This is a genomic window from Deinococcus sp. JMULE3, assembly GCF_013337115.1.
Taxonomy (GTDB): Bacteria; Deinococcota; Deinococci; order Deinococcales; family Deinococcaceae; genus Deinococcus.
In genome coordinates this window covers 276,432-300,713 of sequence record NZ_SGWE01000001.1, presented here as the reverse complement: position 1 = coordinate 300,713, position 24,282 = coordinate 276,432, and the positions used below count along the sequence as shown (strand labels likewise).

Here is a 24,282-nt window from a genome sequence, read left to right as displayed (position 1 = left end):
TCAATTTCATCCCGTATCAGGCGAAGTTCGGCTGGCGGCCCAGCACCTTCAGGCGGACCATGTTCGCCACGAAGATCACGGTGGTCAGGGCGGTCAGTGCGAACAGCACCACGAACGCGGTCTGGCCGCCCAGGCTGGGTTTCAGCGCCGCGAACGCGAGCGGCAGGATGAAGCCGCCCAGGCCGCCGAGCAGGCCCACGAGGCCGCCGACGACGCCCATCTGGCCGGGGTTCCACTGGGCGACCAGGGTGTAGGTGCTGGCCTTGCCGACGCCCATGCCGATGCCGACGATGGTGGTGAGCAGCATGAACGGCGTGACGCTCAGGTCGCGCAGGAGGGGCAGCAGTCCGGCCAGCATGACGGCGAACGCGGCGACGGTCACGGCGCGCGGCCCGAAGCGGTCGGACAGGTAGCCGCCCAGGGGGCGCAGCAGGCTGGCGGGGAAGATAAACAGGGCGGTCAGCAGGCCCGCCTGCGCCAGCGGGATGCCGTAGTGGTCGACGTAGTACTTGGGCAGGTAGAGGCTGTAGGCGACGTACGCGCCGAAGAAGATCACGTAGTACAGCCCGAAGCGCCACACCTGCGCGCGGGCCAGCGGGCGCAGCCAGTCGCCCAGGGTGCGGCCCGACGGCTGGGCGCGGTCGGCGGGGGTGAGGCGGGCGGTGAGCGCGGCGCACACCAGCAGGGCGACGCCGAACACGAAGGGCACGAAGTGCCACCCGCCGGGAATCAGCAGGCCCGCCGGGACCAGGGTGATCATCAGTGGCGCGAGAAGCTTGGTGATGCTCGCCCCGGCGTTCCCGGCGCCGAAGGTGCCGAGCGCGAGGCCCTGGCGGCTGACCGGGACCCACTGCGCGATCCAGGCGTTCCCGACGGCGAAGCTGACGCCCGCGAGGCCGACGCCGAGCGCGAGGGCCAGCAGCGTGGTGTACCCGTCGGCCCAGGCGAGGGCCAGGGCGAACAGGGCGGTCACGACGGTGTTGATCAGGAACACGGTCTTCCCGCCGTAGCGGTCGGCCCAGATGCCCGCCGGGAGGCGCAGCAGCGAGCCGGTCAGGACGGGAATGGCGGTCAGCAGCGTGAACTGCGCGTCGGTCAGGCCCAGCTGCTTGCGGATGGGCAGTCCGACGATGGCGAACATGACCCACACGGCGAACATCAGCGTGAAGCCGAGGGTGGCGGCGGTGACGACCCGGCGGGCGTCGGCGGTCAGGGGCGGAGCGGCGGGGGTCGTGGTCATGCGGGGCCTCCTGTGGGCAATAGGGGGGCGTGGACCGGCGCGGAGCGCGGGTCTGGGGGGCCGGACGGGACGGTGGGTGGGGGTGCTCAGCGGATGGGTGGCGGCATGGCGGGCTCCTCTCGGGGGTGGGGTCAGGACACCGGACTGAGGCTCGGGCGGGTGGGCAGCGGCAGGCTCAGGTGCGCGGGGTGCAGCGTGACGGGCGTGGCCTTGAAGCCGGGCATCCGCGAGTGCGGGTCCAGCGCGTGCGGGTCGGTCAGGAGGTTGGCGCTCTCAGGCCAGTGGAACGAGATGAACACCGTGTCGCGCCTCAGGCCGGGCGTGAGGGCAACGGGCGCGGTGGCCTGCCCGTGCGCGGTGCGCAGCGTGACCAGGTCCCCGGCGCTCAGGCCGTGCTCGCGGGCGGTGTCGGGGTGGATCTGCACGGTCTGCTCGGCTTTCAGGGCGGGGTTACGGCGGGTCTGGGTGCCGCTCTGGTATTGGTTCCCCAGGCGGCCGGTGGTGAGGTGCAGGGCGCGGGGGGCCAGGGTGGGGGCGCGCAGCTGCGGGACGTGCAGGGTCGCCAGTCCGTCGGGCGTGAGGAACGGCGGGGCGTACACGTGCGGGGTGTCGGGACCGGTGGCGGTCTTGACGGGCCACTGGGCGCTTGAGCGGTCGAGACGGTCGGCGCTCAGGCCGCTGTAGTCGGCCTTTCCGCCGCGCGTGGCGCGGAAGAATTCGTCCTGCAGCGCGCGGAAGTCGGGGTACGTGAAGCCGTGGGGGCGGCCCAGCGCGGCGGCGAGGTCGCACAGGATGCGCCAGTCCTCGCGGGCGGCGCCGGGGGGCGTGACGGCGCGGCGGCGGCGCTGCACGCGGCCTTCTAAGTTGGTGGTGGTGCCGTCCTCCTCGCACCACATGCTGCCCGGCAGGACCAGTGTGGCGAGCTGCGCGGTCTCGCTGGGCAGGAAGTCGATCACGATCAGGTGCCTGAGTGCCTTCAGGTTCTGCGTGACCTGTCCGGCGCCGGCGGCGCTGACGACCGGGTTGCTGCCGATGACGATCAGGGCGTCCAGGCCACCCTCGGCGGGGTTGCCGCAGGCGTTCAGGAGTTCCTGGGCGCTGTGGCCGGGCTGCGGCAGCGCCTCAGCGGGGACGTTCCACAGGGCGGCGATCTCGGCGCGGTGGCGGGGGTCGCGCAGGCTGCGCGCGCCGGGCAGCTGGTCGTTCTTCTGTCCGTGTTCGCGCCCGCCCTGGCCGTTGCCCTGCCCGGTCAGGGGGGCGTAGCCGCCGCCGACCTTCCCGAAGTGCCCGGTGAGGAACGCGAGGTTCAGCCAGGCCTGGACGGTGTCGGTGCCCTGGGTGTGCTGTTCGGGGCCGCGTCCGGTGAGGATCAGGGGCGTGCGGGCCTCAGCGTAGGCGCGGCCCAGGGCGAATACGTCGGCTTCAGTGAGGCCGCAGTCGTGCGCGACCCGCGCCGGGGGGTAGTCGTCGGCATGCGCGAGGACCTGCGCCATGCCGTGCGCGGGCGCGGTGGGGCGGATGCGGCCCCACTGTTTCATGAGGTGCAGCAGGCCCAGGGCGAGGATGCCGTCCGTGCCGGGGCGCGGCGCGAGGTGCCGCCCGGAGACCTTGCTGGTCGTCGTGGCGCGCGGGTCGATGGCATAGATGGTCCCGCCGCGGTCCTTGATGCCCTTGAGGTACTGCATCAGGGGCGGGAGGGTCTCGGCGACGTTGGCGCCCACCAGCAGGAGCAGGTCGCTGCGGATCAGGTCGTCCGCCGGGAAGCCCAGCCCGCGGTCGTAGCCGACAGTGCGGTTCAGGGCCGCACTGGCACTGGCCATGCAGTAGCGGCCGTTGTAGTCGATGTGGGGGGTGCGCAGGGCGACGCGGGCGAACTTGCCAAGCAGGTACGTCTTCTCGTTCGTGAGGCTGCCGCTGCCGAACACGCCGATCCGTTCGGGGGGCAGGCTGCCCAGGGCGTCCCGGACGTACGCGAGGGCCTCGTCCCAGCCGACCGGGGTGAGTTCGCCGCCTTTGCGCAGCAGCGGTGTGGTGAGGCGCTCGGGGTGGCGCAGGTCGTTCAGCGCGGCGAGTCCCTTCTTGCAGACGGTGCCGTGCGCGACCGGGCAGTCCTTGGTGGGCGTGACCTTGACGGGCAGGCCGCGTTCGAGGTGCAGGTCGAAGGTGCACTGCACGGCGCAGTAGGGACAGGTGGTCCGGACGGTGGGGGCGTGCAGGGTCGCCTGACTCATGCGGCCAGGGTGGCGGTCGCGGCGCGGGAAGTCAAGGCCAATTTTTGCAGACCGCTCAGATTTTTCTGGACAATCTGCAAGTTAGGTCCGATTTATTCGATTTGTCTGGGCGAATCCGCACATACGTTTCAGTTTTTCTTGACAAAGCGCAGAAAGCCCCGTTAACTGTGGCGCAGCAGCCCCACCCGCCCCACCCCGGCGGCTGCCCAGTCCCTGACGGAGGCTTCACCGTGTCCACCCCCATCCCCCACCTCGTGATCGTCGGCAACGGCATGGTCGGCCACCGCCTGACCGAACAGCTGCGCCAGCACGCCGCCCCCGACGCCCTGCACCTGACTGTGATCAGCGAGGAGAGCCGCCTCGCGTACGACCGCGTGCACCTGTCGAGCCACCTCGACGACCCCCGCCCCGACCTGTCCCTGGCCACCGACGCCGGGTACCGCGACTCGGGCGTGAGCGTCGTGACGGGCCGCGCCGACGCCGTGAACCTGACCGCGAAGACCGTGCAGGTCGCCGGGCAGACCCTCGCGTACGACGCGCTGGTGTTCGCCACCGGCTCCTTCCCCTTCGTGCCGCCCGTCCCCGGCCGGGACGCCCGCGGGTGCTTCGTGTACCGCACGCTGGACGACCTGGACGCCATCCGCGAGGCCGCCCGCGGGGCGCGCCGCGGAGCCGTGATCGGCGGCGGCCTGCTGGGCCTGGAGGCCGCCGGGGCGCTGCGCAAGCTGGGCCTGGAAACGCACGTCGTGGAGTTCGCGCCGCACCTCATGCCCGCCCAGCTCGACGCCGAGGGCGGCTCCGCGCTGCGCCGCACCATCGAGGGCATGGGCATCGGCGTGCACCTGGGCAGGAACACGCGGCAGGTCAGCGTGGACGCACAGGGGCGCGTGACCGGCCTGGACTTCGCGGATGGTACCCGTCTGGACACGGACCTCGTGGTGTTCAGCGCGGGGATCCGCCCCCGCGACGATCTGGCCCGCGCTGCCGGGCTGAGCATCGGCGAGCGCGGCGGCATCCTGATCGACGACGCCTGCCGCACGAGCGACCCGCACACCTACGCGGTCGGCGAGTGCGCCCTGCATGACGGGCGCGTGTACGGTCTGGTCGCGCCCGGCTACCAGATGGCGAAGGTGGCGGCCGTGAACGTCCTGCGGGACCTGGGCGTGCTGGACGCCCCGCCCGCGCACTTCCGCGGCGCGGACCTCAGCACCAAGCTGAAACTGCTGGGGGTGGAGGTCGGGTCCTTCGGCGACGCCAAGGGCGTGACGCCCGGCGCGCGCAGCGTGTCCCTGAGCGACAACGTGCGCGGCACGTACAGCAAGGTCGTCGTGTCGGACGACGGGCGCGTCCTGGGCGGCCTGCTGGTGGGCGACACCGCCCGCTACGCGGACCTGCTCGACCTGACCATGTCCGCCACGCCCCTGAGCGTCCCGCCCGAGACGCTGATCGTGCCCCCGCTGCCCGGCGGCGCGGTGACGACGTCCACCGACGCGCTGCTGTGCTCCTGCGAGAACGTCCGCCAGAGCGCCCTGTGCGCCGCGATAGGTGAGGGCGCGCGGGACGTCGCCAGCCTGAAGAAGTGCACCGGCGCGGGCACCGGCTGCGGCGGGTGCGTGCCCAGTCTGCACGGGCTGCTGCAGACCGAACTGCGCCGCCTGGGCGAGACGGTCACCAACCACCTGTGCGAGCACTACCCGTACTCCCGGCAGGAACTGTTCGACCTGATCCGCGTCCGGGGGCACGTCACCTGGGACGAGGTGCTCGCCGCGCACGGCTCGGGCCTGGGCTGCGAGATCTGCAAACCCGCTGTGGGCAGTATCCTGGCCTCGCTGCACAACGAACTGGTGGTCGCGCCGCAGCACGCGCCGCTGCAGGACACGAACGACGCGTTCCTGGCGAACATCCAGAAGAACGGCACGTACTCGGTCATGCCGCGCGTGCCGGGCGGCGAGATCACCGCCGAGGGCCTGATCGCCATCGGCGCGGTCGCCAAGCGCTACGGGCTGTACTGCAAGATCACCGGCGGGCAGCGCATCGACCTGCTCGGCGCGCACCGGGACGACCTCCCGGCCATCTGGGAGGAACTGATCGCCGCCGGGTTCGAGAGCGGGCACGCGTACGGCAAGAGCCTGCGCACCGTCAAGAGCTGCGTCGGCAGCACGTGGTGCCGCTACGGCGTGCAGGACTCCACCAGTCTCGCCGTGCGGCTGGAACTGCGCTACCGGGGCCTGCGCAGCCCCCATAAGCTGAAAAGTGGCGTGTCCGGCTGCACCCGCGAGTGCGCCGAGGCACGCAGCAAGGACTTCGGGATCATCGCCACCGAGAAGGGCTGGAACGTGTACGTCGGCGGGAACGGCGGCGTGACCCCCAAGCACGCGGTGCTGCTCGCCAGTGACCTGAGCGAGGACGAGGTCATCACCCTGCTCGACCGCTACCTGATGTTCTACGTCCGCACCGCCGACCGCCTGCAGCGCACCAGCACCTGGCTGGAGAACCTGGAGGGCGGCCTGGACTACCTGCGGAGCGTGATCATCGACGACCGCCTGGGCATCTGCGCCGACCTGGACGCCGAGATGGCCCGGCACGTCGGCACGTACCGGGACGAATGGGCGGCCGCCGTGAACGACCCCGCGATCCGCGCCCGCTTCCGGACCTTCGTGAACAGCGACGCCCGCGACGAGGGCGTGCAGTGGGTCGATGAACGCGGCCAGATCCGCCCGGCCGACGCGCCGTACCTCTACCCCCTGCCGATGCTCGGCGGCGACTGACCCCCGGCCCCCGCGACCCGCGCACCCCGGGCACCTGACACGCCACTGAACTCCGCCCCGCACCCTGAACCCCGCAGCCCCCGCAAGGAGACGCGCCATGACCCTCACCGCCCCACCCCACCCACCCCCCGATTCCCTGGACGCGCGTGTGCGCGCTGGAGGACATCCTGCCCGGCACCGGCGTGTGCGCCCTGATAGGCGGCCAGCAGGTCGCGGTGTTCCGCGTCGGCGGGCGCGTCTACGCCACCGGCAACCGCGACCCGTACACCGGCGCGAACGTCCTCTCGCGCGGCCTGACCGGCAGTTACACCGTCAGCGGCGAGACGCGCGTGAAGGTCGCCTCTCCCCTGCTCAAGCACGCCTTCGACCTGGAAAGCGGCCTGAGCCTCGACGACCCCAGCGTGAGCGTCCCCGTGTACGCCACGCGCTTTGACGGAGGTGACGTATGGACTGGTTCGCTGGCTTAAGTGTCCTGAGTCTGGAATCCCGCCGCAGCGAGGAAATGGAGACCCTGATCCGCAAGTACGGCGGCGTGCCCCACGTCGCGCCGAGCATGCGCGAGATGAAACTCGACCTCACCGGCCCTCTCGCGCAGTTCGAACGCGACCTGCTGGCCGGGGACATCCACGCCGTCGCGTGCCTCACCGGCGTCGGCACCCGCATGTTCCTCAAGGAACTCGCCGCCCGTGACCCCCGCCACCTCGAGACCCTCCAGGGCGTGCCGTTCGTGTCGCGCGGCAACAAGCCCGCGCAGGCGCTGAAGACCTTCGGCCTGAGCAGCACCCAGGTGCCCAAACCCAGCACCTGGCACGAGGTCACCGAGCACCTCCTGGCCACCCTGACCCGCGGGCAGCACGCCGTGATCCTCGAGTACGGCGAAGCGATCCCCGGCGCGATGCTGCGCGAACTCGGCTACGCGGGCATCCGCGTGACCAGCGTGCCCGTGTACCGCTGCGCCTTCCCGCAGGACCCCACCCCGCTGGCGAAGGCCGTGCGCGACGTAGTCCTGGGCGGGCCGGACATTCTGCTGCTGTCCAGCGGCACGCAGATCCTGCACTTCCTGAAGTACGCCGAGAAACTCGGCCTGCTGGAGGAAGCCCGCGCGGGCCTGAACCGCCTGGTGGTCGTCAGCATCGGCCCGGCGTGCAGCGAGGCCGCCGCCGACCTGGGCCTGAGAATCGACCTGGAAGCCAACCCGCACAAGATGGGCATCCTGGTCCGCATGGCCGCCGAGCACGCCCCCGGCATCATCGCCGCGCGCCTGGGCCGCGCAGGCTGACCACGCCGGAGGCCCGGCCCCCGAGCAGGTGGGGGCCGGGCCTCTGGTGTTCCCCTGTTGCTGTCAGGCCGTGGCAGCCTGTGCAGCCGTCCGGGGCGCGGCGTGCGGTGCCCGGAAGCCGCGCAGGCGCAGCGCGTTGCTCAGGACCAGCACGCTGGACAGGCCCATGGCGGCGGCAGCCAGCACAGGGCTGAGCTGCCAGCCCAGCAGCGGGAACAGCGCGCCCGCCGCGACCGGGATCAGCAGCACGTTGTACCCGAAGGCCCACAGCAGGTTCAGGCGGATGTTCGACAGGGTCTCGCGGCTCAGGGCGCGGGCGGTAGGCACGCCGCGCAGGTCGCCGCTCATGAGGATCACGTCCGCGCTCTCGGCGGCGACGTCCGTGCCGGTCCCGATGGCGACGCCCACGTCCGCCTGCGCCAGCGCCGGGGCGTCGTTGATGCCGTCCCCGACGAACGCCACGCGCGCCCCGCCCGCCTGGAGGTCCTGCACGACCCGCTGCTTGTCCTCGGGCAGCACCTCGGCCCGGACGTCCGTGATGCCCAGCGTGTGGGCGACGGCCTGCGCGGTGCGGCGGTCGTCCCCGGTCACCATCACGACCCGCAGCCCGGCCGCCTGGAGGGCCTGCACCGCCTCGGGCGTGCCGGGCTTCACCGGGTCCACCACCGACAGCAGCGCCGCCATCCGCCCGTCCACCGCGGCGAACATGGGCGTGTGCCCGGCGTCGGCCAGCGCCTGCGCCTCGGGGTCCAGCGCGGCGGTGTCCACGCCCAGGCGGGTCATGAACCGCGCGGCGCCCACCTGCACGCGCCGCCCCGCCACGGTCCCCTCGACGCCGAAGCCCGGCACGGCCTGCACGTCCGTGGCCTCCGGCAGGGTCTGCCCCCCGGCGCGGGCCGCGTCCACCAGCGCGCGCGCCACCGGATGCTCACTGCCCGCCTCGACGGCGCCCACCAGGGCCAGCACCTCGTCCCGCGTGAACGCGGACAGCGGGCGCACCTCACCCAGCGCCGGGCGGCCCAGCGTCAGGGTGCCGGTCTTGTCCAGCGCGACCACCTGCACGCCCTGCAGGCCCTCCAGCGCCGCGCCGCCCCGGAACAGCACGCCCAGCTCCGCGGCGCGGCCCGTACCGACCATCACGCTGGTGGGCGTCGCCAGGCCCATCGCGCAGGGGCAGGCGATGATCAGCACCGCCACCGCACTGACGAGCGCGCGGGGCAGCGCGTCAGGGCCGCCCAGCAGCAGCCACGCCAGGAACGTCACGGCGGTGATGACCAGCACCACCGGCACGAACACCGCCACCACCCGGTCCGCGAGGCCCTGGATGGGCGGCTTGCTGCCCTGCGCCCGCTCGACCAGCCGGATGATCCCGGCCAGCGCGGTGTCCGCCCCGACCCGCTCGGCACGGTAGTGCAGCGCCCCGCGCCCGTTCAGGGTGCCGCCCGTCAGTGCCGCGCCCGTCTCCTTGAGGACAGGGACGCTCTCGCCGGTCAGCATGCTCTCGTCCACGAACGACGAGCCGCGCTCCACGGCGCCGTCCACCGGAATCTTCTCACCGGGCCGCACCAGGATCAGGTCCCCGACCCGCAGGGCCGCCAGCGGCACGTCCGTCTCGGTGCCGCCACGCAGGACGTGCGCGACCGGCGGCTGGAGGTTCAGCAGGGCGCGCATCGCGTCACTGGACCGCCCCCTGGCGACCGACTCGAAGTACTTCCCGAGCAGCACCAGCGTGATTACCACGCCGGACGCCTCGAAGTACACGTGCCGGGTGCCCGCCGGGAACAGCTGCGGCGCGAGCGTCACGAGCAGGCTGTACCCGAACGCGGCGGTCGTGCCGATCATGACCAGGGTGTTCATGTCCGGACTGCGGTGGCGCAGCGCCGCCCAGCCCTGCCGGTAGAAGCGCCGCCCCGGCCCGAACTGCACGGGCGCGGCCAGCAGCAGCATCAGCACGTTCAGGGCGCGTTCACCCACGGCCGCCATCAGGGCCATGTGCAGCGGCATGATCAGCATGGGCAGCATCGCGAGCAGCAGCAGCGGCACGGCGAACAGCGCGCTGAACCCCACGTCGCGGCGCAGCGCAGCCGTCTCGCGGGCGCGGGCGTCCTGCGGATCGGCGGCCCCGGCGTCCAGTACCGTGGCGACCATCCCCGTGGCGTCCGGCGCCGCGGCGGGCAGCGGAACGCTGTACCCGGCGTCCGTGACGACCGCGTGCAGCGCCCCCGGCGAGGTCGTCCCCGGCAGGTACGTGACGGTCGCCCGCTCGGTCGCGAGGTTCACGGTGGCCGACAGCACGCCCGGCGCGCGCTTCAGGGCGCGTTCCACGCGGGACGAGCAGTTCGCACAGGTCATGCCGCCCACGGCGAACTCAGTCTCCTGCGTCAGCGGTTCGTACCCGGCGTCCCGGACGGTGTCCACCAGGGCCTGCGGGCCGACCTGCGCCGGATCGAAGGTCACGGTGGCCCGCTCGGTCGCCAGATTCACGCTGGCGTCCTGCACGCCCCCAACCCGTTTCAGGCTGCGCTCCACCCGCGACGAGCAGTTCGCGCAGGTCATGCCGCCCACCCCCAGTTCGATCGTCTGACTCATGCCGCCTCCTGATCCCCCCTGGGGGGATATGTGGACAGGATAGGCCGCAGGTCCCAGGACCGCAAGGTGACCCGGCGCCATCCGCCGACCCCACACGCGATCGTCTGGGCGTAGACGACCGCCTGATCGGCCGGTCCGGACACACCTCCGCGACGCCCCGGAGCAGCAGGCCGCCCGGGCGATCATCCACCACTGTCGACCCACTCAGAATCCCCCCCTAGGGGATCATGCCCGATGACCAGGCGCCACACCACCCCGGCACACGGCCGGGCCGCATCCACCTTCAGCGGGGTGGTCGGTGGTCGGTCACTCGGCGCAGTTTGCCGCCCTCGCTGCGGGGCAGCGTGCCGGGGTCGCACAGTTCGCAGCGGACGGTCACGCCCACCTGCGCCTTGATCTGCCGTTCGATCTCGGCGCGCAGCGCGGGGCTGGCCTGCGGCACCTCCAGTTGCAGGGTGAGGTCGTCCAGCGTACCGGTGCGGGTCAGGACGACGTGGTAGTGCGGACTGACGTGGCCCAGGGTCAGCAGGACCGCCTCGAGCTGCGTGGGGTACACGTTCACGCCGCGCAGGATGATCAGGTCGTCGCTGCGCCCCCGGACGATGTCCATGCGGCGCACGGTGCGCCCGGTGGCGTTCGCTTCGGGCAGCAGGCGGGTGATGTCGCCGGTCCAGTAGCGCAGCAGCGGCAGCGCCGTGCGGGTCATGGAGGTCAGGACCAGCACGCCCCACTCGCCGTCCGGGAGGGGTTCGCCCGTCTCGGGGTGGACGATCTCCGGGTGGAAGTGATCCTCCCAGACGTAACTGCCGCGCTGCTCGCGGGCGTCCTCGTTGCTCACGCCGGGCCCGATGATCTCCGACAGGCCGTAGATGTTCGTCGCGGTGACGCCCAGGCCCTCCTGCACGGCGGCGCGGGTCTTTTCCGCCCAGGGTTCGGCGCCCAGCACCGCGTAGCGCAGGCTGAGGTCGCCCGGCGTGACGCCGCGCCGCCGGAAGCCCTCGGCGAGGACCAGCGCGTAGCTGGGCGTGCAGGCGATCACCTCGGGTTGCAGGTCGAGGATCAGGTCCAGCTGCCGTTCCGTGCCGCCGCCGGACACCGGGACGGTGCACAGGCCCAGTCGCTCGGCCCCGGCGTGCGTGCCCAGCCCCCCGGTGAACAGGCCGTAGCCGTAGGCGTTGTGGAAGGTCATGCCGGGGCGCGCGCCCGCCGCGTACAGGCTGCGGGCGACGACCTCCGCGAACACGTCCAGGTCGTGTTGGTCGTACGCGACGACGGTGGGTTTGCCGCTGGTGCCGCTGCTGGCGTGGATGCGGCGCAGGGCGGCGCGCGGCGCGGCCACCAGTCCCAGCGGGTAGTGGTCGCGCAGGTCCGCCTTGCGGGTGAACGGGAACGCCGCGAGGTCCGGGAGGCGGCGCAGGTCGTCCGGGTGCAGTCCGGCCTGTTCCAGCCGGGCGCGCATGGGCGGCACCTTGGCCCACTGCAGGGCGAGGAGGTCGCGCAGCCGCTGCAGTTGCAGCGCGCGCAGTTTATCGGTAGGCAGGCATTCGAATTCGGGCTGGAATACGTCCGGCGCGGAGAGCGGCTGGTCGGGATGGGTCACGGGTCCTCCATAGCAGGCTGGGAGCGACTGGGTGGAAGCGACTGGGTGGGTTGTGCTGCGGTCAGGCCGCAGTGTACGCCGCACCGGTCCAGGCAGCAGAACGGATTGGCATTGACAGGCAAGGGGGTGGGGACTACGCTGCACCTCACATCATTTCGCCGTCGAAATAATCCTGACTGCCCGGAGGTCCCCTGTGCCCACCCTGTCCCTCGACCAGATCAACCTCCTCAGTGAGTCGGACTTCCAGGCGCACTTCGCGGGGGTGCTCGAACACTCCCCGCAGTACGCCGCGCAGGTTGCCAGGGGCCGCCCCTACCCCGGCGCCGAGGCGCTGGCCGCCGCGTTCGCCCGCGCGGCCCGCGGCGGCACCCCCGACGAGCAGCGCGCCCTGATCCGCGCCCACCCGGACCTCGCCGGGAAGGCCGCGCGGGCCGGTGACCTGACCCGCGAGAGCGCCCACGAGCAGGCCAGCGCGGGCCTCGACCGCCTGAGCGACGCCGAGTACGCCGAATTCCACGCCCTGAATGCCGCGTACCACGAGAAGTTCGGCCTGCCGTACGTCGTGTGCGTCCGCGAGCACGACAAGGCCAGCATCTTCGAGCAGGCCCGGCGCCGCCTGACGCACACCTCCGAGCAGGAGGTCGAGGCGGCCCTGCACGAGATCGACCGGATCGCCCGCCTGCGCGTGCTGGACCTGATCCAGCAGCCCCCTGCCCTCTCCCCCACTCCGGAGTTTCCCATGGTCAAGGTCAGACTCGGCGACAACAACTACGGCAAGGCCGACGTGCGCCTGTTCAAGGTGTTCCGCGACCAGCCCCGCCACGACATCAAGGACGTGCAGGTACGCGTCGCCATGCAGGGCGACTTCGAGGCCGCGCACGTGAGTGGCGACAACACGGACCTCGTGGCGACCGACACGGTCCGCAACACCATCTACGCCCTGGCGCGCGACGGCATGACCGGCAGCGTCGAGGCGTTCGGCAAGCACCTGATCCGGCACTTCGTGGAGCGCGGCCCGCGCGTCACGCACGCCCGCGCCACGTTCGTTGAACACACCTGGGACCGCATGTGCAGCGGCGGCGAGGCGCACGACCACGCCTTCGTGCGCCAGATGCCCAAACACACGGCGACCGTCAGCGGCGACGGGCACACCTTCACCGTCGAGAGCGGCATCGACGAGCTGTACATCCTCAAGACCACCCGGAGCGGCTGGGCCGGATTCCACCGCGATCAGTTCACGACGCTGCCCGACACCACCGACCGCGTCCTGGCGACGACCGTCACCGCCCGCTGGACGTACCGCACCGAAGAACCCGACACCGACGAGCCCGATTACGACGACGTCTGGACGCGGGTGTATCAGACGCTGCTGGACGTGTTCCCGGACCACTACTCGCACAGCATGCAGCAGACCCTCTACCGCCTGGGCGAGGCGGTCCTGACCCGCTGCGACGAGATCGACCGCATTCACTTCTCGTTCCCGAACCGGCATCACATCCTCTACCCGCTGGACCGCTTCGGCATGGACAACCCGGGCGTGATCTTCCACGCGGACGCCGAACCGTACGGCGTGATCGAGGGCTGGGTGGAACGCGCGTGAGCGGCGCTGGCCTGAGCACGCATGTCCTCGACACCGCGCGGGGCCGCCCGGCCGGGGGCATTCCGGTGACCCTGCAGCGGGTGGACGGCGGCGGGGCGCGGACCCTGCTGACCCGGACGGTCACGAACGCCGACGGCCGCACCGACGAGGCGCTGATCGCACGCGGCGAACTCCGGACCGGCACGTACGAACTGACGTTCACCGTCGCTGCGTACTTCGCCGAGCTGACCAGCGCCACGCCCTTTCTGGACGAGGTGACCCTACGCTTCACCGTCGCGGACGCGTCGGCCCACTACCACGTCCCGCTGCTCGTCAGTCCCTGGTCCTACAGCACCTACCGGGGCAGCTGACGGGCGTGAACTCCCGGGCGTTCCTGACCCAGGTCGGGGAGGACTGGCAGGCGCGGCGGCCCGACCTGGACGCCAGCCCCATGCTGCGCGTCCTGCGCCTGACCCGACTGGGCATGAGGCTGCAAGCGCAACTCGACCGCCTGCTGGCCGCGCACGGCCTGAACGCCGCCGGCTGGGACCTGCTGCTCACGCTGTACCGCAGCGCCCCTCCGGAGGGCCTGCGCCCCGGCGACCTGCTGGACCGCTGCGCCGTGAACGGCCCCGCCACCTCCAACCGCATCGCGCGGCTCCTCGACCTGAACCTGATCACGCGTGTGCCGCACCCCAGCGACCGCCGACAGGCCTACGTCCGCCTGAACGCCGCCGGAACAGCGCTGGTCGAGACCCTGCTGCCCGAGTTCCTGACGCTGGAAGCCGGGCTGCTGCAGCCCCTGAACGCCACCCAGCTCGGCAAGCTGGATCACCTGAGCGAACTGCTGCTGGATCACCTGGAACGCCAGGACACGCCACCCGACTGAAGGCCCATCGCCTGGACCACCGGGTGGTCCACCATACCGGATGGGCGAGAGAACACGCAGGGCTGAGGGCCGCGCCGGGTTGCCAGAGCGGGTGGGAGTACGGCACTTTCGCGATTGGACCACCGGGTGGTCCACACTCGCGGACTGGCCAGGGCCCGGCATCCTGACGGCATGGCGTCGTGAGCCAGAGCGTGTCCCACTGACCCTCATACGGACCCGCTGAGGTGCGCAGCAGAACGCGAAGGAGAGAAACGGGTTCCGGACATGGAGTGGACGGATCGCTGGTGCTCCGCTCTGTCCACGACACACACGGCGTCCGCACCGGTTCGGACTTCGAGCCGGTCTGAAACGCCGCACGGGGCAAGTCACGCTTTGGACCACCCAGTGGTCCACACCCACACACAGCCTGGGACGCGGCGTGTTGGCGGGACAGCGTCTTGTTCGAGGGCGTAGCGCATTCCCCGTCCGATCGGACATCGACTCGGTCCGCAATGCCACACGGGGGAGGTCAGACACTGGACCACCGGGTGGTCCACCGATCTGGGCTTCCGCTCCCTCGACCGCGGCGCCCGGCACCCCCTGTCCCGGGAGCACTGGGCGGGCATCAGCACGGAAGTCCCTCACCAGAAGCGATCAGTCCACCTGTGGACCACCCGGTGGTCCAGCGTGCGACCGGTCTGACTGTGGCAAGGAAAGAGGCCGCCCATGCCATGCTGGCGGGCGGCCTCCGGGCAGGTGGTTTCAGCGGGGGGTGGGGGGAGAGCAGGCCGTTCAGTTCGCTCAGCAGCTCCCCGGCGCGGCGGGCGTCCTCGCCCTCCAGACGGTTCAGGCGGGGCAGCAGGCGCCGCAACTGGTCTCCCTGGACGGTCAGGGCCGGGCGGGCGGGGCGACTGCTGGCCTGCTCGTTGCGCACGAGTTCGCGGACCTGCCGCGCGGTGAGTCCCTCGCGGATGGCGAGGTCGAGCAGGGCGCTGCGGGTATCGCCCTCGGTCAGCGCCACGAGTTCCGCGCAGACCTTGGCGTCCACGCGGCGCGCCTGGATGGCCTCGCGTTCGGCGGCGGTCATGCGCAGGATCAGGGCGCGCTGCTGGCCCCACACGCTGATGCCGGTGCCGTACATGTCGCGCAGGAGCCGCTCGACGCCCAGGTCGTCCTCGCGGCGGCCCTTGCGGACGTGGTGCAGGTAACTGACGATCTCGTCGCTGCTGAGGTTCAGGCGGCGCGACAGGAACTGGAAGCCGACCAGGGTCTCGGTGACGAGGTCGAGGTCGTTGCGCTGCGCGTTCTCGATGATGGCGATCTCGTAGGCGCGGGCGTCGTCGGCGTCCACGTAGATGACGGGCACCTGCGTGAGCCCGGCCAGGGTCGCGGCGCGCAGGCGCCGCTCCCCGGCGACGAGCAGGATCTCGGCGCGGCGGCGGCGCACCAGCACGGGTTGCAGCACGCCGTACGTGCGGATGTTCTGCGCCAGGTCGGCCAGCGCCTCGTCGGTGAAGGCCTGGTCGCCCAGCAGGCGCCGGGGGTTGAATTCCGGCAGAACGCGGATGGACGCGATGGGCAGCTGGGCGTCGGCGCTGCGGTCGCGCAGTTCCTCCATCATGTCCAGCGCGCCGAACGCGGCGGCGCTCACGCCGGGGCGGGTCACGGGGTCACCCCGGTCGTGACCTGCTGCACGCCCAGTTCGTTCAGCAGGTCGCGGGTGACGTTGCGGATGTCCTGCGCGATGTCCGAGCCGGGCTTGTGGCGGACCAGGGGGCGGCGGGCGCGCTGGGCGTCCATCATCAGGACGCTGTCGCGGATCTGGCTGGAGACCGGCGCGACGCTCTGGTACTGCTTCATCATCTCCAGCAGGTCCTTGTAGACGTTGGTGCTGCTGCGCACGCGGTTGGGAATGAACATCCGCACGCCCAGGCCGGGTGCGTAGGGCCGCGCGCCCTTGACGAGTTTCACGATCTTGTCGAGGTTCTCGAAGCCCTTGTCGCCGGAGATCGGGACGATCAGGTGGTCGGCGGCGGCCACGGCGGCGTTCAGCAGAGGTGTGATGCCGGGCTTGGTGTCGATCAGGATGAAGTCGTACTGCGGGGCGATGTGGTCGACGGCCTCACGCAGGTTGCCCATCTTGGTGAGGTCCGCGCCGATGCGCTGGTCGACCTCGTACAGGGCGTCGTTGGACACCCAGACGTCCACGCCGAGCACCGGTACCGGGGGGCCCAGGCGCGGTTCGGTGTCCTCGTCGAAGACGCTCAGGATGGTGTGCTCGCGGCGGTAGCCGGGCAGATCGGCGCGGGCGACGCCCTCGACCGGGTCGTGCAGGCCGAGGTTCTTGGTCAGGGAGCCCTGGGGGTCGGTGTCGATGATCGCCACGCGGTAGCCCTGGTCGGCGAGGGTCAGGGCGAGTTCGCGGGTGATGGAGGTCTTGCCCTCGCCTCCGGAGATGTTGCTGGTCACGATGCGGTGGGCCATGTGGGGCTCCTTGTCACTGGGGTGGGCGCGGGCGGCGCCCAGGCGGCGGAGGGTCAGGTAGTCGCTCATGGGAATGATCGCGGCGACGGGGTCGTTGTACTTCTCGACGATCACCCGGCCGCCGCGTTCGACCTGTCCGAGCACCTCGGAGAGGCTGCTGCGCAGGTCCCGTGTCTTGACGCTGGTGTCGCGTCCCGCTTGAGCCATACGCGGACTATAAAAAGATGTACACCTTTTTTCAAGCCGGAGTGCCGCCGCGCCCTGCGCTTCACGATCGGGTGGACCACCGGGTGGTCCAGTCCGCGCCGGGCCTCACCACTCCTGCGTCATGAGGGAACGCCTCATACGGGATTCGAGTGATTCCACATCATTCGGAGTCGCCCGGTGGCCCCCTCACCCTTCCGTCGCTTCGCTCCTCCCTCCCTCTCCCACCAGGGGAGAGGGGACAATGGAACGCGATCACGTTGCAAGCAAGTCAATTTAATCCCGTATCACTCCGCCTGAAGGCGGTGTCTTGACGCGCAATCCTGAGATGGGTCACGATGCGGGCAGCTATCTAAGGATTCTTCGATAGTCGAGGAGTGACCCTGATGCCCCCCCGCCTGACCCCACTGCGCCTGAACCTCCTGCGCCTCGCCGCGCAGCTCACCCGTGCCGGCGGCCCGCCCAGCGCCGCCGAACTCGCCCGCGCCGCCGGACTCAGCGAGGCGACCATCTCCTTTCACCTGCGGGCGCTGGGGGAACTGGGCCTGATCGAACGCCACGGCGCGCGGGGCCGCCTGCATCTCAGCGAGCAGGCCCGCGCGGCCATTCAGGACGGCATTCCCATCTACGGTCAGGTCGCGGCCGGCGCGCCGATCCTGGCCGAGCAGACGCCGGATCACGTCACGCCCAGCCTCGACCAGCTGCTCGGCGTGCGCGAGGGTGACTTCCTCCTGCAGGTGCGCGGCGACTCCATGACCGGCATCGGCGTGCTCGACGGCGACTACGTGCTCGTGCGGCCCGCGCCGCAGGTACTGGACGGCGAGGTGGCGGTCGTGCTGATCCCCGGCGAGAACGCCGCGACGCTCAAGCGGCTGTACGTGTTCGGAGACGAGGTCGTGCTCGTCAGCGAGAACCCGGACCATCCCCGCCGGACCTACCCGGCGGCGGACGTGCAGGTGCAGGGACGGATGGTGGCCCGGCTGGGCCTCGCCGGGCCGCGACCCCTGCCCCGGAGGGCCTGACCGTGGCCGGGGTCGGGGTCGCCTGCGTCCTGCTGAGCCCCTGGCCGCTCTCACACCTGCGGCGGCAGCATCCGGGCGTGCCGGTCGCCGCGCTGAACGAGGGTCGGCGCGTCCTGCAGGCCTGCCCGCTGGCGCAGGCGGCCGGGGTGCAGCCGGGCCTGCGGGTGGCGGCGGCCCTGTCGCGCTGCCCGGACCTGCACGCCGAGATCGTACCCGCCCCCGAAGCGCAGGCGATCTGGGCGGAACTGCTCGGGCAGCTGCACGCCCGCTTCAGCGACCGCGTGGAGGGCCGCGAGCCCGGCGTGGCGTTCCTGACGCTCGGGGAGTCCGGCGCGCGTGACCTCGCGGCGGCGCTGCACGCCCCGGTGGGCCTGGCCGCCAGCCGCGAAATCGCCCAGCTGGCCGCGCTGCGCGCCGCGCCCGGCGAGATGCGGGCGGTTCACGGCGCCGCGCCGGAGGAAGCGTTCGTGCGCCTCACGCCGCTGGCGCACCTCGCTGCGCTGGGCGTGCCGCCCGCCGCGCTGGAACGGCTGCAGTTCCTGGGCGTGCGCGACCTGGGGGACCTGATGGCCTGGAGTGCCGCGCAGCGCGAGGCGTTCCTGGGCGTGGACATCGGGCGGCCCCTGAACCGCTTCCTGAGAGGGGAGAGGTCGGCGGGCGTGACCCGACCCCGCACGGGCGAGGTGCTCGGCGCGGCGCTGACCTTCGACACGCCACTGCTGGACACCGCGCAGGTGGACGCGGCGCTGCGCGAACTCACGGCCGACCTGCTGAGCGCCCTGCGGGGCCGACTGGCCGCCACGCTGACCGTGCAGGCCGACACGCCGGGCGGCCGCCTGGACGCCACCCGGCAGCTGAAGTGGCCGCTGGACGGACCGGGACTGGCCCGCGTGGCGGGCCTGGCACTGCGCGGCACGGGCGCGCTGCCGCTGGGCATCGAACGGCTGGGCGCGCAGCTGGGCGGACTGGCGCACCCGGCGCGGATGGTGGGCCTGTGGGCCGGTCCCGACGAACTGGAGGTCACGAAGACGGTCCTGTCACGCTTCCCGGACGCGCTGGTGCGGGTCGAGTGGCTCGACCCCTGGGCGTACGCCACCGACGCGCAGTACGCCTGGGTGGACTGGCTGACCGGGCAGGTCCGCCCCCGTGACCTGACGCCCCCGCGCTGGGCGCCCCGGCACGCCGCGCGGCGTGAACAGGCGGTGCAGCGCGTCCTGGCGTTCTTCGAGGGCGCGTGAAGGCGTACGGGCACGCCGTGCAGGTCCAGGTCGTGCCGGTCCAGACCGCGCAGGTCGAGGCGCGCGGGGACCGCCCGGCCCGCCTGACCTGGCAGGGCCGGACGTACCTGGTGGAGGCGGTGCTGGACGAGTGGCGCTACGGGGGCCGCTGGTGGCTGGGCGAGCGACCCCGCGACTGCTTCCTGGTGCAGGCCGGCGCCCTGACGGCCGAACTGCACCATGAGGACGGACCGGAGGGCCGCTGGTGGCTGGCGCGACTGGTGGACTGACGCGCAGACGGACCGTCCCGGTCAAACGGGTTCCGGTCACCGACCTGCCGGGGCCGCGCCGGGGGGCAGCGTGACGCCCGCTGGGGCGGCGCGGCTGGACGCACTCCTGGCCTGCCAGTCGTTCTTCAGCGAGGGCCGCAGTACCGTCTCGCCCCGGCGGCTGGTGCGGGTGGCAAAGGCGGCGGGGTTCGGCGCGGTCGGGCTGGCCGACTGGTGCAGCGTCGCCGGGGCCGTGGAGCTGTGCGACGAGGCGCGGGCGCAGGGCATGGCGGCGGTGGTCGGCGTGACCCTGCCCGTGCTGTTCCCGAATCCACCCAGGTCCTCCACCCCGACCACCATGTTCCCGCTCGTGCTGCTGGCCCGCAGTCGCGAGGGGTACGCGACCCTCTGCAAGCTGATTACAGCCGTCAATCTGGAACGTCCGGACGGGCTGCCGCTGGACGTCCTGCGGCAGGTGGGCGGCATGCAGCACCTCGTGTGCCTGACCGGGGGCCGGGCGGGTTTCCCGACGGTGCTGGGCGAGGCGCGCGAGCTGGCGCGGGCGGCGACGTACCTGCGGCTGCTGCGGGGCCTCTTCCCGTCGGCGCTGTACGTGCAGCTGTTTCACGGGCAGGCGCCGGGCGAGCAGCGGCGCCTGTCGTACCTGCGCGGCCTGGCGCGGGATCTGGACCTGCCGGTGGTGGCCGCGCCGGAGGTCTGCATGGCCTCACCCGGCGAGTACCCGCTGCTGGACGCGCTGAGCTGCGCGCGGCTGGGCGTCGACGTGGGCACCCCGCACGCCGGGCGGCCCCGCAACGACGCCCGGCATGTCGGCACGCCGGGCGGCTGGGCGAGGCTGCTGCCGTTCGGGGACGCGCTGCTGAATGCCCGGACGCTGGCGGGGGACTGTGCGCTGCGCCTGCTGCCCGAACGGCTCAGCGTTCCGGAACCGCCGCTGCGGCCCTTGCAGACGGCTCAGGCGGGGCTGGAGGAGCGGGCTTTCGCCGCCGTGCCTGACCGCTACCTGCCGGACGCGCGGCCCGCCGCGCTCGAGCGGCTCAGGACCGAACTCGCCACGGTCGCCGGGCTGGACCTCGCGGGGTTCTTCCTGACGGCGGCCGAGGTGACCGACCACTGCCGCGCGCACGGCATTCTCGCGGCGGGGCGTGGCAGCGCGGCGGGCAGCGTCCTGTGTTTCGTGCTGGGCATCACCCTGAGTGATCCGCTGGCGCACGGGCTGCTGTTCGAGCGGTTCCTGCATGCGGGCCGCACCAGCATGCCGGACGTGGACATCGACATCGCCAGTTCCCGCCGCGATCAGGTGCTCGCCTGGGTGGAGGACCGCTGGGGCCTGAACGGGGCGGGCGAGGCGATGGTCGCCAACCGCGTCACGTACCGCCTCAGGAGCGCCATTCAGGATCTCGGGCGGGCGCTGGGCCTCCCGCCGGACCTCCGGGACCGGCTGAGTCGCGCGCTGGGCCGGGACTACGGGCACCTGCGGCCCCACCGCGCGCGGGAGGCGGAGGCCGCGTTCACCGAGGTCCTCGGGGACGCCCCCGTCAAGGAGGCGCTGCTGACGCTGCTCGAACAGGTGGAACCCCGCTTCACGCGGCACCTCGCGCCGCACAGTGGCGGCGTGGTCCTGAGCAGTGAACCCCTGACGCACTTCAGCCCCCTGACGCGGTCCAGTGGCGGCGTCCGCATGCTGAGCTTCGACAAGGACGACGTCGAGCGGCTGGGCCTGATCAAGCTGGACCTGCTGGGCCTGCGGATGCTCGCCGCGCTGGAACGGGCGCGCGAGGAGGTCCTGCGCCTGAGCGGCGAGTGGATCGAGTACGGGCAGCTCCCGGACGACCCTGGCGTGTGGCGGGAGATCGGCACCGGGGACACCATGGCGCTGTTCCAGATCGAGAGCCCGGCGCAGGTGCAGATGACGGCCCGCCTGCAACCCAGGAACCTGACGCAACTGGCGCACCAGATTGCCCTGATCCGCCCCGGTCCGATCCAGAGCGGCACCGTGCACCCGTACGTCCGCCGCGCCAGGGGAGAGGAGGTGGTCCCGGAGATGCCCGAACCCCTGCGTTCGATCCTGGCCCCGACCTACGGCACGCTGCTGTTCCAGGAGCAGATCCTGCGCCTCGCCGCGCGCTACGCCGGGATGGACTGGCCGGACGCCGACCGCTTCCGCAGTCGCCTGAGCCAGGTCGAGGACGACGCGGAACTCACGCGGCTGCGCGCCGCGTTCGTGGACGGGGCCGCCGCGACCGTCGGGGCGTTCCCCTGGGAGGCGGAGGCGGTGTTCGAGCAGTGCGCGGCCTTCCGGGGCTACGGCTTCGCGGAGTCGCACGCGCACGCGTTCGCGCAGCACACCTACGCCAGCGCGTTCATGCGCCGCCACCACCCGGCGGCGTACTTCGCGGCGTTCCTGACCGAGGCGCCCGGCATGTGGCCCGCGAGCACCGTCGCGCGCGAGGCGGCCCGGCGCGGCGTGCGGCTGGCCGGGGTGGACGTGAACCGCTCCGGGACGGCGTACCGGGCCGAAACGGCGCAAGTTGTCCGTGTCCCCCTGAGCGCCGTGGCGGGCCTCAGCGCGGACACCGCCCGGACGATCGTGCAGGAACGCGTGACGGGCGGGACGTTCCGGGGCGTGGAGGATTTCTACGACCGCGTGACCGTCAGCCGGGCCGCGCTGGACTCCCTCGTGCGGGCCGGAGCCTTCGACGCGACCGACGCGCGGAAGAACCGGCGGGAGGCGTACGCCGCGCTGCAGACGGTCGCGCACGCCCGCCCACCGGGCACGCGGGCCCTGCTGGCCCCGGGGGCCGCGCTGCCCGACCTGCCGGACCTTCCCCTGGACGTGCAGGCCGCCCTGGACACGCAGTTGACCGGCACGTCCCCGACCGGGCGGCACCCGCTGGACGCGCACCGCACCCGCCTGCGCGACCTGGGCTGCGGGCCGCTGGCCGGGCTGCAGCCCGGCGTGGACCGCTGGGCGGCCGGAGTGATCGTCGCCAGGCAGCGCCCGCCGACCGCGCGGGGCTTCGCGTTCTACGTCCTGGAGGACGCCACGGGGCGGGTGCAGGCGATCATCAGCCCGGATCTCTGGGAAGCGCACCGGATCCTGCTGCGCGACGCGCGGGCGCTGATCGTGCGGGGCGCGGTGACCCGGCGGGGCCGCGCGGTGACGCTTCGGGTCGAAGTGTTGGCCGAACTGCCCCTGGGGCTCACGCGGGGCCGCCCGGCGTGAGGCTCAGGCGGGCGCGCAGGTCGCGGACCACCGAGCTCTTCTGCCCGCTGCTGATGCCCCGGATCGCCCAGGCCTTGATGTCCAGCGGGTCCTCCAGGCCCTCGTCCAGCGCGAGGCGCAGCGTGTCGAGCTCCTGGAGTTTCAGGTCGTTGCGCAGCAGGAACGTCAGGGTCCGCATGACCTCCTCGACCTGCTTCTCGCGGGGCATGGCCCGCAGCCGTCCGTCACCTTCCTCGTCAGCGCCACCGGAAGGCCCCTCGAACAGGCTGGGCTGAGGAGAAGGGCGCACCTCGCTCCGTGAGGCCTTCACGGTGCCTTTCTGGGGCGCGGCGGCCCCTTCGGGAACCTCGTACTTGCCTGGGTTGCGCAGGACGTCCACGAAGAAGGCCGGTCGGGACCGGGGCTTGAAGCCCGAGGCGAGCACGGCCCGGCAGCGGATCACCGCCTCCTCGACGGGCTTCTCGCCGTATTCGCGCACCAGTTGCAGCGCGCGCGTCTGGGTGACGCCCAGGTCCGCCAGATCCTGCAGCAGGGCCGGGTCCGGCGGGATGAACGCCTCGCCGAAGGTGTAGTGCAGGAGCTTTTTCTTGCCGCGCCCCACGTACTCGACGTTCTTCAGGAAGCCCTTCTCGATCAGTTCCTCGTGCGCGGCGTCCAGCGTGCGCTGCGCCATGCTGGGCCGGTCGGTGACGATCTTGCACGCCTGCGCCCACTCCATCAGACCCACCTGGTAGGCCATGGCGACCGCGTCGGGATGTTCCGGGTCGCGCCGCTGGGCGTCCAGCAGGCGGTACAGGGCGCGGGTGGGGGGACGCCGGAGGGTCTGCATGAACGACAGGTCCAGCGACTTGATGTATCCGGCGCGGACACTGCGGGAGATCTCCTGCGGCAGCGTGACCCGCAGGATGCTGCTGGCGTCCAGGCGGTCAGCCTCACCGGACGTGAACTCGATGCGGTCGATGTACCGGAAGTTCACGTTGGTCCAGCGGCCCCGCGGATGGTCCCGCCAGCCCTCGGCGATGAAGTACGTGGTGGTCGTCAGGCGTTTGAGGCTCTCGTCCAGCGCGGCGTAGTACCGGCCGCTGGTGTCGAGTCCGGCCATCTGCAGCAACTGGTAGGGCGTGCAGGTCACGACACCGTCCGGCGGAGAGCCCTGATCGATGTACAGGTTCACGAGCGCCGCGCTGATGTCGGTGTCGATGCCGTGTGGCACGCCGTATTCGGGGAGGGCCTGACAGGTCACGCGGTAGCGGCGGTCACCGTCCTCGAGTTCGACGGTCCAGTCGCGGTAGTCGGCTGGGATGCGTTCCTGCACGCTGATGAGACTCAGTCGCGCGATGTTCAGCTCGTCGAATCGTTTGATGCCTTTGTCGGTCACTGCTCCCCCGGGGTGTCGTCGGTGTGTGTTTGTTGTTTTTTATCTTTTAGATAATTCTTTTTTAAATATATGTTGTCAACACCAAGCGCCCAACCGAGATGTGTGCCACACGAGAAAAAACGGCCTTTTCGGCGCAAGTTGTCCGATAGTTCGGCGCAAGTTGTCCGATAGTTTGACCCCCTGAACGGCGCAAGTTGTCCGATACCTGCAGGGCAAACGGCGCAAGTTGTCCGATAGGTTTGGCGCAAGTTGTCCGATACCTAGTGACACCAAACGGCGCAAGTTGTCCGATACCTGTGGATAAAAA

General features: G+C 71.7%; 17 protein-coding genes. 10 read left to right on the top strand and 7 right to left on the bottom strand.

The annotated features are described in order from the left end of the window. Nucleotides 1-16: 16 nt before the first annotated feature. A complete protein-coding gene (locus EXW95_RS01195; protein ID WP_174365983.1) occupies nt 17-1,240 on the bottom strand; it encodes a nitrate/nitrite transporter in 1,224 nt (407 codons plus the stop codon). Nucleotides 1,241-1,371: 131 nt separating this feature from the next. Next, the gene (locus tag EXW95_RS01190) at nt 1,372-3,471 is read right to left on the bottom strand and encodes a molybdopterin oxidoreductase family protein (protein ID WP_174365982.1); all 2,100 of its coding nucleotides are present in this window, start codon (nt 3,469-3,471) and stop codon (nt 1,372-1,374) included. Nucleotides 3,472-3,701: 230 nt separating this feature from the next. On the opposite strand from EXW95_RS01190, the gene nirB reads away from it, so the two are divergent. The 3 genes from nirB to EXW95_RS01175 all read left to right on the top strand — a co-directional run bounded on the left by nirB (nt 3,702) and on the right by EXW95_RS01175 (nt 7,518). Continuing rightward, nucleotides 3,702-6,239, top strand: coding sequence for a nitrite reductase large subunit NirB (gene nirB / locus EXW95_RS01185; RefSeq protein WP_371809867.1), 2,538 nt, complete (start codon nt 3,702-3,704; stop codon nt 6,237-6,239). A gap of 146 nt (nt 6,240-6,385) precedes the next feature. After that, nucleotides 6,386-6,706: a nitrite reductase small subunit NirD gene (gene nirD / locus EXW95_RS01180; protein ID WP_371809866.1), complete on the top strand. Its 321-nt coding sequence runs from the start codon at nt 6,386-6,388 to the stop codon at nt 6,704-6,706. Then, nucleotides 6,685-7,518: a uroporphyrinogen-III synthase gene (locus tag EXW95_RS01175; protein ID WP_174365981.1), complete on the top strand. Its 834-nt coding sequence runs from the start codon at nt 6,685-6,687 to the stop codon at nt 7,516-7,518. Before nirD ends, EXW95_RS01175 begins: the two co-directional genes overlap by 22 nt. 63 nt (nt 7,519-7,581) lie before the next feature. Here EXW95_RS01175 and EXW95_RS01170 read toward each other — a convergent pair whose 3' ends face one another. Both EXW95_RS01170 and EXW95_RS01165 read right to left on the bottom strand, forming a co-directional pair. Continuing rightward, nucleotides 7,582-10,107 carry a heavy metal translocating P-type ATPase gene (locus tag EXW95_RS01170; protein ID WP_174365980.1) on the bottom strand — a complete coding sequence of 842 codons (2,526 nt, stop codon included), beginning with the start codon at nt 10,105-10,107 and terminating at the stop codon, nt 7,582-7,584. Nucleotides 10,108-10,390: 283 nt separating this feature from the next. Beyond that, nucleotides 10,391-11,707 (bottom strand): AMP-binding protein, encoded by a 1,317-nt coding sequence (locus tag EXW95_RS01165; RefSeq protein ID WP_174365979.1) that lies wholly within the window; start codon nt 11,705-11,707, stop codon nt 10,391-10,393. Between the two features lie 193 nt (nt 11,708-11,900). Between EXW95_RS01165 and pucL the strand changes: the two genes are divergently transcribed. The 3 genes from pucL to EXW95_RS01150 are packed head-to-tail and all read left to right on the top strand — an operon-like array spanning nt 11,901 to nt 14,175. Further along, nucleotides 11,901-13,307, top strand: coding sequence for a factor-independent urate hydroxylase (gene pucL / locus EXW95_RS01160; protein ID WP_371809865.1), 1,407 nt, complete (start codon nt 11,901-11,903; stop codon nt 13,305-13,307). Beyond that, nucleotides 13,304-13,657, top strand: a complete 354-nt coding sequence (gene uraH / locus EXW95_RS01155) for a hydroxyisourate hydrolase (RefSeq protein WP_174365978.1) — start codon at nt 13,304-13,306, stop codon at nt 13,655-13,657. The genes pucL and uraH overlap by 4 nt, the downstream gene beginning before the upstream one ends. Nucleotides 13,658-13,662: 5 nt before the next feature. After that, on the top strand, nt 13,663-14,175 hold the full coding sequence (locus EXW95_RS01150; RefSeq protein WP_371809864.1) for a MarR family winged helix-turn-helix transcriptional regulator: 513 nt from the start codon (nt 13,663-13,665) through the stop codon (nt 14,173-14,175). A gap of 604 nt (nt 14,176-14,779) precedes the next feature. Here EXW95_RS01150 and EXW95_RS01145 read toward each other — a convergent pair. Further along, nucleotides 14,780-15,820, bottom strand: a complete 1,041-nt coding sequence (locus EXW95_RS01145; RefSeq protein WP_174365977.1) for a ParB/RepB/Spo0J family partition protein — start codon at nt 15,818-15,820, stop codon at nt 14,780-14,782. Further along, entirely contained in the window at nt 15,817-16,845 is a 1,029-nt protein-coding gene (locus EXW95_RS01140; RefSeq protein ID WP_174365976.1) for a type II toxin-antitoxin system prevent-host-death family antitoxin, read from the bottom strand. The genes EXW95_RS01145 and EXW95_RS01140 overlap by 4 nt, the downstream gene beginning before the upstream one ends. A gap of 383 nt (nt 16,846-17,228) precedes the next feature. Between EXW95_RS01140 and lexA the strand changes: the two genes are divergently transcribed. The 4 genes from lexA to dnaE all read left to right on the top strand — a co-directional run bounded on the left by lexA (nt 17,229) and on the right by dnaE (nt 22,597). After that, complete coding sequence (gene lexA / locus EXW95_RS01135; protein ID WP_174365975.1) at nt 17,229-17,864, top strand: transcriptional repressor LexA; 636 nt, start codon at nt 17,229-17,231, stop codon at nt 17,862-17,864. Between the two features lie 2 nt (nt 17,865-17,866). Continuing rightward, the gene (locus EXW95_RS01130; protein WP_371809863.1) at nt 17,867-19,102 is read left to right on the top strand and encodes a Y-family DNA polymerase; all 1,236 of its coding nucleotides are present in this window, start codon (nt 17,867-17,869) and stop codon (nt 19,100-19,102) included. After that, nucleotides 19,099-19,371: a DUF6504 family protein gene (locus EXW95_RS01125; RefSeq protein WP_371809862.1), complete on the top strand. Its 273-nt coding sequence runs from the start codon at nt 19,099-19,101 to the stop codon at nt 19,369-19,371. Before EXW95_RS01130 ends, EXW95_RS01125 begins: the two co-directional genes overlap by 4 nt. Nucleotides 19,372-19,441: 70 nt before the next feature. Then, nucleotides 19,442-22,597, top strand: a complete 3,156-nt coding sequence (gene dnaE, locus EXW95_RS01120) for a DNA polymerase III subunit alpha (protein ID WP_371809861.1) — start codon at nt 19,442-19,444, stop codon at nt 22,595-22,597. Here the strand turns inward: dnaE and EXW95_RS01115 are convergent. Further along, nucleotides 22,575-23,975: a replication initiator protein A gene (locus EXW95_RS01115; RefSeq protein ID WP_174365973.1), complete on the bottom strand. Its 1,401-nt coding sequence runs from the start codon at nt 23,973-23,975 to the stop codon at nt 22,575-22,577. The two genes, dnaE and EXW95_RS01115, sit on opposite strands and share 23 nt — an antisense overlap. Between the last annotated feature and the right edge of the window lie 307 nt (nt 23,976-24,282).

Excerpts from the sequence above, each read along its gene's own strand:
- EXW95_RS01170 (WP_174365980.1), bottom strand. The coding sequence starts at position 10,107 with ATGAGTCAGACGATCGAACTGGGGGTGGGCGGCATGACCTGCGCGAAC.
- lexA (WP_174365975.1), top strand. The coding sequence starts at position 17,229 with ATGCCCCCCCGCCTGACCCCACTGCGCCTGAACCTCCTGCGCCTCGCC.
- EXW95_RS01140 (WP_174365976.1), bottom strand. The coding sequence starts at position 16,845 with ATGGCTCAAGCGGGACGCGACACCAGCGTCAAGACACGGGACCTGCGC.
- EXW95_RS01190 (WP_174365982.1), bottom strand. The coding sequence starts at position 3,471 with ATGAGTCAGGCGACCCTGCACGCCCCCACCGTCCGGACCACCTGTCCC.
- EXW95_RS01175 (WP_174365981.1), top strand. The coding sequence starts at position 6,685 with ATGGACTGGTTCGCTGGCTTAAGTGTCCTGAGTCTGGAATCCCGCCGC.
- EXW95_RS01195 (WP_174365983.1), bottom strand. The coding sequence starts at position 1,240 with ATGACCACGACCCCCGCCGCTCCGCCCCTGACCGCCGACGCCCGCCGG.